The sequence below is a fragment of the Desulfitispora alkaliphila genome, assembly GCF_050433185.1.
Taxonomy (GTDB): domain Bacteria; phylum Bacillota; class Desulfitisporia; order Desulfitisporales; family Desulfitisporaceae; genus Desulfitispora; species Desulfitispora alkaliphila.
In genome coordinates, this window is the sequence record NZ_JBNPXS010000062.1 from 1 (window position 1) to 9778 (window position 9778).

Consider the following 9778-nt stretch of genomic DNA (forward strand, 5'->3'; position numbering starts at 1 on the left):
CGACTTTTTATATCTTACCACATCATTTGCTGATGTGTCAAGAACTTTGTTGTTGCTATTTTTGGTGCCGCCCGTTGCGAGCGACAAGTAATAATATATCACGCCCGCAACATCATGTCAACACTTTTTAATTGAAAATTTCATTGATAGATTGTTTAAATCCTGAATCAAAATCAAAGTTCACAAACGTATCAGGTACTGGACCTACAATAATCGTTTCTGCTATTGGTATTTTAGTTGCCACAGTAACACTTTCTTCTAATAAAGGAACTACTATTTTAACTTCACTTTCTATATCTAAATACAATAAATGTCGTACTTGGTTAATACCTGAATCATCAAATTTATTAATAACATCCACTGCAACAGTACCTATTGGTACAAGGTTTACTTTTATTCCCGGTCCATAGGTAGCTAGTAATCTACTACCTAAAATTTGACCCATTGGAATATCAAAACCCTCTCCACTTAAACTCTTCAATATATTTTGTATTTCTAATGTAGTTTCTGATTGTATCTTTCTCATCTCAATGCTATTTGCTTGCATCATGGTTATTTCATTTCTATCATTTTTATGTATGTAAATAAGGTCCTGATAGTTAACCTCAGAGATTACACTATCGTATATGGCCTTATTAATGGCTTCAGTTGCTAAAATCTTTGCTTTTGCTGTAGCTACTGCAGATATAGTCGGCTTTAATTTATTCTCAACGATGAGAAACCCGAGAAAAAACAGTCCTAAAATTAACATTAGAGGGATAATAACTTTTGTAATACCAGGGCCTCTGCCCCGCCTTCTCCTCCTTATCAAAACTGTCACCTCCCATTATATTTAATATATGAATGAAAGGTAACATTTGTGACTACTTTATAAAGTTGTTGAACTTTGAGTTGGCATTTTTTCTCTTTAACTATCTTAATTTACTGTGCTATAATGCTTATAAGATGGCTTAAACATTTATGGAGAATAGCAAGTATTATGTAATTGGGGGAGGAAGTATTAAAAAATGTCTAATAATAAAAACTCTAGCAACAAAACTAACAAAAAAAGAAAAAAAATAAATATATTTAAGCTTTGTATAGTTGTATTCACAGTTCTAGCTTTAGTTGCAGTTGGGCTGGGCATTGGAGCCACAGTAGGTATCACTCAAAATATGCCTGAATGGGATCCACGAGATTTAGAAACAAGCAGAACTACTTTTGTTTATGATATTAATGGAGAGCAAGTTACACAGCTTCACGCTGGTGAAAACAGAGTACCAATAGGTTCACTTGATAACGTTCCCGATTCTCTCATAAATGCATTTTTAGCCATTGAAGACAGCAGGTTTTATGAACACAACGGTGTTGATTTAAGAGCACTGGGTAGGGCAGTAGTAGCAAACATTCGCGGCGAATTTGGAAGCGAAGGAGCTAGTACAATAACTCAACAGCTAGTAAAAAACGCCTTTTTAACTCCTGACAAAACTATTGAGAGAAAGCTTCAGGAGATGGTTTTAGCGATTCAATTAGAACGCCGATATACAAAAGATGAAATCTTAACATATTATTTTGACTGGATTTACTTTGGCCACGGGGCTTATGGTGTCAAAGCAGCTGCTCAAACTTACTTTGGAAAAGAATTAAACGAACTAACTTTAGGAGAAAGTGCTACCTTAGCCGGTCTTGTTCAAAGGCCTAATGCCTTATCTCCTTATCGGAATGAAGATGGTGCAAAACATCGTAGAAACAGAGTACTAGACCGCATGGTTCATTACGGCTTTATTACAGAGACCCAAGCCAATACATCTAAAAGCGAAGAATATGAACTGGCAGGTCTACGTCCAACAATGCATCCATATCCATATTTCGTAGATTATGTGGTTGATCAAGCAGAGCAACTGTTGGAAGATAATGGTATTCCCAGGGACCAGTTAAGAACTAGCGGGTTGAGAATTCACACCACATTGGATCCTAAAGTTCAAAGAGCAGCAGAAAATGCCTTTAAAAACGATTCCCTATTCCCTTCACCTAGGCCAAACGAAGAATTTAAGGTTCAAGGCGCTATGGCCATAATAGATCACAGGACTGGACAAATAAAAGGGCTAGTAGGAGGACGAGATCACGTTACTGAAAGAGGCTTAAATAGAGCTACACAAAGCCGCCGCCAACCTGGTTCTGCTTTTAAACCTATTGCAGCATATGCTCCAGCATTAGAGTTGGGATATACCGCTGCTTCAGTTATCGATGATGTGCCAACAGAGTTTAGAATTGCTGGACAATCACCTTATAGACCAACAAACCTAGGCGGCAATTATCAAGGCCTCATTACTATGCGAGAAGCTATTCGCAGGTCATATAACGTACCTGCTGTAAAAATGCTTCATGAAATCGGTGTAGATAATGGATACGAGTTTGCTCAAAGGCTTGGTGTACCCCTTGACGCAACTGATAGAAACCTGAGCATGTCTCTAGGAGGATTGTCAAATGGGGTAACACCCTTAAATATGGCAAAAGCCTTTGGTGCCTTTGCTAATGAGGGTATCTTAGTTGATAGCCATGCTATAACTAAAATAACTGATGCTGACGGAGAAGTGCTAATCGAGGTCACACCTTCGAAAAATTCAGTTATGAGCGAACAAAATGCATTTATCATGACAGATATGCTTAGAACTGTTGTTACTAACGGTACTGGTACTAGGGCAAGTCTAGGGAATAGGCCTGTAGCTGGTAAAACTGGGACAACACAGCTACCCAATACCCGTGAATTTACTAATTTAAGTGGAAGTCGCGATGTATGGTTTGTAGGCTATACCCCTGAGTTAGTTGGTGCTGTATGGATGGGATACGATAAAACTGATGCAAATCATTATCTATATAGAATTTACGGAGGTAATAACCCTGCCTCCCTCTGGAAAGCAGTTATGGAAGCAGCACTAAAAGATGTGCCTGTACAACAATTTAAACAACCTGATGGTATTATTAGATCTGCAGTAGATTCAAAATCAGGGTTACTTCCAAGTGAGTTGACACCTGATGAATTCATCATCAGTGAGCTTTTTGCTAGAGGTACAGTTCCAACAAAAATGTCCGACATATGGGTTAAAGGTGAGGTTTGCAACCTTCATGGCAAGTTGCCAACTGAGTACTGTCCTGATGTAGTAGGTGGAGTATTCTTAAAGCGTCCTGTTCCCTACGAACAACCCTCTTGGACAAATGCATCACCACAGGATTTAAGAATGGAACTTCCTCGACAAGAATGTGATATTCACGGTTCTGACACCTCCACAATTATTGAGGTTTGCACTCACCCTGATCATGATGGAGAATCCGTTCGAGCACATCGTGGCTGCCCTGAGGAATACGTAGAAGAAAGAGCCTTCGGCATAGGCAGAGGCCCACAAAGTACATGTGACATTCCTGAACACAGGAATGGAAGTTCTCAAAGACCAGACCCAGAAAATGGGGATGTTGGGGATAATCAAGAACCTGAAAATGCACAAATAGGGACAGTAAATAACGTAAGTGCTAAGCTCGACGGAGATGCTATTAAGTTAAATTGGAGCTACAATGGTAACGCAAGCGATGTAGAATTCTATATCTTCCGTTCAACTAATTCTGACTTTGACTTGTCAAGTCACCTTAGAATTGGTTCAAATAGAACCATAGTTTCAACATCTTATAGAGACAATCACAATCTAGTTTCTGGAAATACCTATTATTACAAACTCGTCCCATACAGTAACTCTAAAAATGAACTGGGAAATCCCTCAGTTGAGGTAAGTGTTAACATTCCATAAACTTAAAGAGAGAGGCTAAGCCTCTCTCTTTAAAATTCTACAACTGTCACTCCACTTCCACCCTCTGAATTGTCACCGAGTCTTATGCTTTTAACCTGTGGATGATTTCGCAAGTATTCTGTTATAGCTTGTCTCAGAGCACCGGTTCCCTTGCCGTGAATCACATTTAGGAAACTTAACCCTGCCACATACGCATCATCAATATATTTATCCAGCTCATAGATAGCTTGTTCTGCTTTATACCCACGTAAGTCCACTTCTGTCTTTATATTCATCGCCTTTTCTTTTACTATGCCTTTAGTAGAAATTTGACCTCTATCCTTTTTGTCTTCCTTAGTCAATCTTACTTCACTGAGCTTAACGGATAGCTTTAAGATACCTGCTTGAACTTGAATCTCATCGTTAGCGTTTGGCTTTGTTAACACTTCGCCCTTTTGATTGTATGCTGGCAGATAAACAGTATCCCCTACATTTACCTTTTTAGGGCTTTCGCTCTCTGTATGCTTTTCTTTTTCCGTGGCTCTTTCTTGGTTGCTTTGCTTAAGCTGATCAATTTTACTTTTACCTTGCTGGGCAGCTTTTTTTTGTTCTTCCAAGCTTTCAGTTTTTAACTGTTTCAATTCTTTCATAAACTTATTCGCCTCTTTTTTTGCCTCATCCAATATTTCGTTGGCTTTCAAGTGGGCGCTTCGTATAACTTCTTCCTTTTTTCTCTCTATTTCATCTTTTTCCCTCTTAATTGCCTCCAGCTGTCGTTCTAAGTTACCCTTAATCGTTTCAGCTTCAAGGCGCTCTCTTTCGCTGGCCATCTGATTTTCTTCTAGGTTTTTAATTAAATCTGCAACTTTAACCTCTTCTTGTGTTAAAAAACTCCTAGCCGTCTCTACTATTTCTCGTTTTAAACCCAGTCTAGCAGATATTTCAAAAGCGTTGCTCTTTCCAGGTACACCTATAAGTAACTTATATGTAGGTCTCAATGTTTTGCTATCAAACTCCACTGACGCGTTCTCTACTCTTTCCCTTTGGTAAGCAAAAGCCTTGAGCTCGCTATAATGGGTTGTAGCCACAGCTTTAATATTTTTGTTATATAAATACTCCAGTATAGCCATAGCCAAAGCTGCACCTTCAGTTGGGTCCGTACCTGCACCTAGCTCATCAAACAATACTAGAGAAGAACTGTCAGCCTCCATTAATATACTAATTATATTAGTCATATGAGAAGAAAAAGTACTCAGCGACTGTTCAATACTTTGCTCATCTCCAATATCCACAAAAACATCTTTAAAAATAGTTATACTGCTATCTTCTCGAGCAGGTATGTGTAATCCAGCTTGACTCATACAGGTAAACAGACCTAATGTTTTCAGTGTAACAGTTTTTCCCCCTGTATTAGGTCCTGTTACAACTAAAATATCAAAGTCCCCGCCTAATCTAATGTCTATGGGAACTACTTCTCCTTCAATTAAAGGATGCTTTCCTTGATAGATATTAACTTCCTTAGCACTATTAACACCAGGCTCAGTGCCATCCATTTTTACGCTCAATTTGCCCTTTGCAAAAATAAAATCCAAAGTAGCCAGTACTTCCATATTCATCTGCACTAGTGAAGCATCTTCCTGCACACTCTCAGTAAGTAATTTTAGTATTTTCTCAATTTCTTTTTCTTCAATAGCTTGTAACTGTCTTACTTTATTATTTATTTCCACAACTGCCATTGGTTCAATATAGAGTGTTGCCCCACTAGCTGATTGGTCATGTAAGATCCCAGGTACATTTGACCGGTACTCTTGTTTAACCGGCACTACATGCCTATCATTTCTAATGGTTACTAATGGTTCCTGTAAGTACTTTTGGTAGACTGTAGATCTAATTATTTGATCTAATTTAGATTTTAATTCAGCTTGCTTATTTCGAATTTGCTTTCTTGCCTTGTTTAGTTCCGGAGAGGCAGAGTCTTTGATTAACCCATCTGGTGAAATACATTCATCGATGGTACTTTTTAGTTTACTTAAGGAGTACAACTTACTAGCCAAATCCCATATTATCGGGAAATCCTGTTCCTCAATCTGTTGACAGAACCTCTTCATATTATTAGTGGCATTCAAAAGGCTAGCTATTCGCAAAAATTCATCTGGTGCTAAAATACCTCCGATACTTGCCTTACGCAGAGAACTTCTAATATCATAAATCCCATCTAAGGGGACTCTCCCCATATTGGAAAGAATTCGTTTGGATTCACTTGTTTCTGCTAATCTGCTCTTTACAATAACTCCATCTATTGCAGGCACTAAACTAACTGCTTTCTCCTTACCCAAACTACTGCTACAGCATTGCTTTAATTTATCTAAAATTGTGTTGTACTCTAGCTTTCTTAGTGTTTTTTCCCTCAATACTTCTCTCTCCCCTAATCCTTATAATACCCCTCTAAAGTAATGGCCTTTTGTAAATCCATACTTTGCATACTGTTCTAGTTCAGAGCTATCAGCTGTATAGTTTTCAGTTTTTCTTCTAAAAATATCTACTACACCTTTAACCGTTTTCCAGTGTTCTGTTTTAAGATCTAATTTCAAAACCTCAACTCCAGCACTCTGTAATTCTTGTAAATTATCTATAACATTTAATTGTTTTGGGTTATATATATAGCTTCGACAGCTTTCATCTGTCTCTATAGGAAATAAAAAATTCATTCTATCTCTAAGGAAGTACTCTTTACCCTTACAAAGCTTTTGACATTTATCTCCCTTACTTTCATTGCCCAAAACTCCGCCTATAGGACAATACTCTGAAGTCATCATAGTCATATTCCCATATACTAATGCCTCAGCTACAATATTCCCATTATTGTTAAATTGCTCTAGTTGTGAAAAGTTTAGTTCCGGAGACAGTGTATACTGATATACACCCATTTCCTCTAAGAACTTTACGGTAAACTTGTTGAAAATATTTAAGTAGTAATCCCCATATAAAGGAATTTCTCCCCACAAATCCTTCGCTAGTTTTAGTGCTGATACATTCCCAACACTTATACCATTTGGCGTAATTTCAGAAACTACATCCTCAACATATTTTATTCTTCTATCTAATTCTTCCTCAGCTATTATTCTTGGTATACTGAGAATAGCCTTTTTCCCCTTGCTTTGACAGTATTTAATACTTTCAACAATCTGCTTTTTACTAAAGGCTTCTTTGCTTTTAAAGCTTTCTCCACCTACATAAATCATATCTGCACCAGAATTAATAGCTTCAATGGCACTTTTGTAGTCCCCTACTACAACGGAAACCTTTAGGTTTTTATTTTTTGGAGTAGAAGAATTTTTATCACTAGTAAAATCAATTGTCTTAAGTCTATTTTTCATATCAATATAGCGATTCTTATAAGGATCAACTTTAATTTCTTCTAACCGTTGCACTAGTTCTCGTCTCATAGTATTCAATACGCTAATAGGAACCATAGCATTTTGATCCATATTTATATCAAGCTTCGCTAAATCATAGGAAGTATTGCCCAGTCTACTTAATTGTTCCTGTATTTGTTGCTCGCTGATAGGTCGCTTAATAGCTTCTTCAACAATAAAGTCACTAGTTACAGTTGCTGTATGCCCATCTTGATCTCGAGCTGTTATTTCCACTGGAGAACCTATTTTAACTTGTACATTTAACTCAATGTCAACTTTCTTTGAAAACAAGGGCTTAGTATAGCTTTCTTTCGCTTGCTCCACAAGCTTTTGATCATGATTTTTGAAAATTCTATCTCCCACTTGAACCCTTTTAGGTAAAAACAGTTCTACTTCATCACCGGCAGCCGCACTGTTAACCGGCTTATTGCCCAACATGATTTTATCAATATTTGTACCAATGCGGCCACCCCGTTTAACCCATACTTCTATTCCGTCACCTAAACTTAACTCTGTTTCTAACTTTACTACCGCCGTCCCTAAGTTGTTATTCTTTCGCATGATTCTGCCCAAAAGTGACCCTCTGTTATTTGGCCTCCCAAAGCTCATTAAGTTCTTACCTGGATTTCCTATTAGATACCCAGGTGAAAAGTCTCTGTTAAAAATTTGTTTCAACTCTTTATGTTGCTCTTCTGGTACAGTAAAAGCTTCAGAATCCAGATAGTACCTATCCACAGCTTGTCTGTAGTTTCGTATTACTGTAGCCACGTATTCTGGTTTTTTCATTCTTCCCTCAAACTTTAGGCACTCCACACCTGCTTCAATTAATCCAGGTATGAAATCTATAGTTTTTAAATCTTTTGGACTAAGTATATGTTCACCCTGTTCCGAAGAAAGTATCTCTTGTCCCCTATTGTCAACTACTTTATATTTAAGCCTACAGGGTTGCGCACAGGCTCCTCTATTTCCACTGCGCCCACCGATAAGACTGCTCATCAAACATTGTCCTGAATAAGAAATACAAAGCGCCCCATGAGCAAAGCACTCAATTTCTGCTTCAACCTTGTTTGAGATTTCACCAATCTGGTCTAGAGAGAGTTCCCTAGACAAAACCACTCTCTTCACTTCTAAATCTTCTAAAAACCTAACACCTGCTGAATTGTGTATTGTCATCTGAGTGCTAGCCTGTACCGTTATTTCCGGCAGTACTTCTCTTAGCAAGTAAAGTAAACCCAGATCCTGAACTATCAAGCTATCAACTCCACATTGATGGAGTTTGCTTGCATAGTCTAACACACCCTTCATTTCGCTGTTATCGATTAAGGTATTTACCGTAACATATACCTTTGCTCCACGAAGATGGGCATAGGTGCAAGCCTCTTTTATTTCATCCAAGTCAAAGTTCTGGGCGTACTTTCTAGCACTATATTGCTTTCCCCCAATGTAAACTGCGTCAGCACCACTATTTATTGCAGCTTTAAATGCATCCATACTACCCGCAGGTGCTAATAGTTCTATCTTTTTCTGAGTCATTATTATTAATCCTCCAATATGTTTAGCGCGATACTCTAGTTAAACCTGAACATGTCATAACTTCAACGCCTCTTTGCTGCAATTTATCTAATATAAGGTTCATCCCCAAGGAGTCACTTGCCAAGTGGCCAGCAATAATTACATTAATGTGATTTTTTTCAGCCTCTTTCCGGTGCTTTTCACCCATATGCATTGCCACTATTGTCCCTATCCCGGCAGCACTTAATTTCTCGTAGGCCTTTTCTGAACCACCTGTGCCACCTGTCATGTCTACAAATATTTTGCCCGCTTTCCTGTTTTTTGCACCTGTCACAACTTTAGGTCCAGCTCCAATTTTGATAGCTTCCTGGTACTCTGGAATATCCTTTAGAAGCTTGATTACCTCTCCAACTGTCTCGGGACTTTTTTCATCAAATAGCTTTGTTAAATAGTCTACTACCACATTATCAGCAGGAGTATGCAAACACATTAGTGGAATATCAAGTAGTCTTGCTGTATCTACTGCTCTATTATGATTAAGCGGCAAAAGTCCCCTTTCAACTTCGCCAATACGACTTGCCATTATGCCCTGAGCTACGTTTATGGGAACTCCAAGCTGGTGTAAAATATCCTCTTGAAGATGCATTACACTATGTAGGTTTGCTAAAGCTTTTCCCTCTGGGTGATGAGCAATAACTAAATCAATTTGCTCTCCTCTTTCACTCAATCTATCGGCAAGTAACATTTCTCCAGTATCAATATCTATACCCGCTAAAACCCGTTTAACTTCTTTATCTTTAGAACCATATAAAATTCTAGTGTCACTATAAGGGTTTGAAAGCTCTTCTTTATCAAAGCTATCCTTCTCATTCCCCTTCATCTCATCATACGCCTTTTGCTTCTCTTCTAGCATTTTTGCAATTTCACTTTTATCCCTTAAATCGCTTTCCTTTCCCTGTTCAATTGCCAAGTCAAAAATATCTCCTAATTTCATTTGTATTCCTCCTTCTATAAAGTTAATATTTCTCTTTAATACTCACTCATTCTCAGTATTTCATTATCACCTAACAGTGGGTCAGCCTCAGGAACTGG

5 protein-coding genes are annotated in these 9778 nt (G+C 38.0%); 1 reads left to right on the plus strand and 4 read right to left on the minus strand.

The genetic code is table 11. From position 1 onward, the window contains the following. Window positions 1-127: 127 nt before the first annotated feature. Window positions 128-811, minus strand: a complete 684-nt coding sequence (yunB, locus tag GGQ84_RS14680; protein ID WP_429163558.1) for a sporulation protein YunB — start codon at window positions 809-811, stop codon at window positions 128-130. Between the two features lie 196 nt (window positions 812-1007). Here yunB and GGQ84_RS14685 point away from each other — a divergent pair, with 196 nt between their 5' ends. Then, window positions 1008-3779, plus strand: coding sequence for a transglycosylase domain-containing protein (locus GGQ84_RS14685; protein ID WP_429163559.1), 2772 nt, complete (start codon window positions 1008-1010; stop codon window positions 3777-3779). Between the two features lie 29 nt (window positions 3780-3808). Here the strand turns inward: GGQ84_RS14685 and GGQ84_RS14690 are convergent, their stop codons facing one another. The 3 genes from GGQ84_RS14690 to GGQ84_RS14700 are packed head-to-tail and all read right to left on the minus strand — an operon-like array spanning window position 3809 to window position 9680. Next, window positions 3809-6169 carry an endonuclease MutS2 gene (locus GGQ84_RS14690; protein ID WP_429163560.1) on the minus strand — a complete coding sequence of 787 codons (2361 nt, stop codon included), beginning with the start codon at window positions 6167-6169 and terminating at the stop codon, window positions 3809-3811. A gap of 21 nt (window positions 6170-6190) precedes the next feature. After that, entirely contained in the window at window positions 6191-8707 is a 2517-nt protein-coding gene (locus tag GGQ84_RS14695) for a U32 family peptidase (protein WP_429163561.1), read from the minus strand. A gap of 22 nt (window positions 8708-8729) precedes the next feature. Further along, a complete protein-coding gene (locus GGQ84_RS14700; protein WP_429163562.1) occupies window positions 8730-9680 on the minus strand; it encodes a Nif3-like dinuclear metal center hexameric protein in 951 nt (316 codons plus the stop codon). Window positions 9681-9778 lie beyond the last annotated feature (98 nt).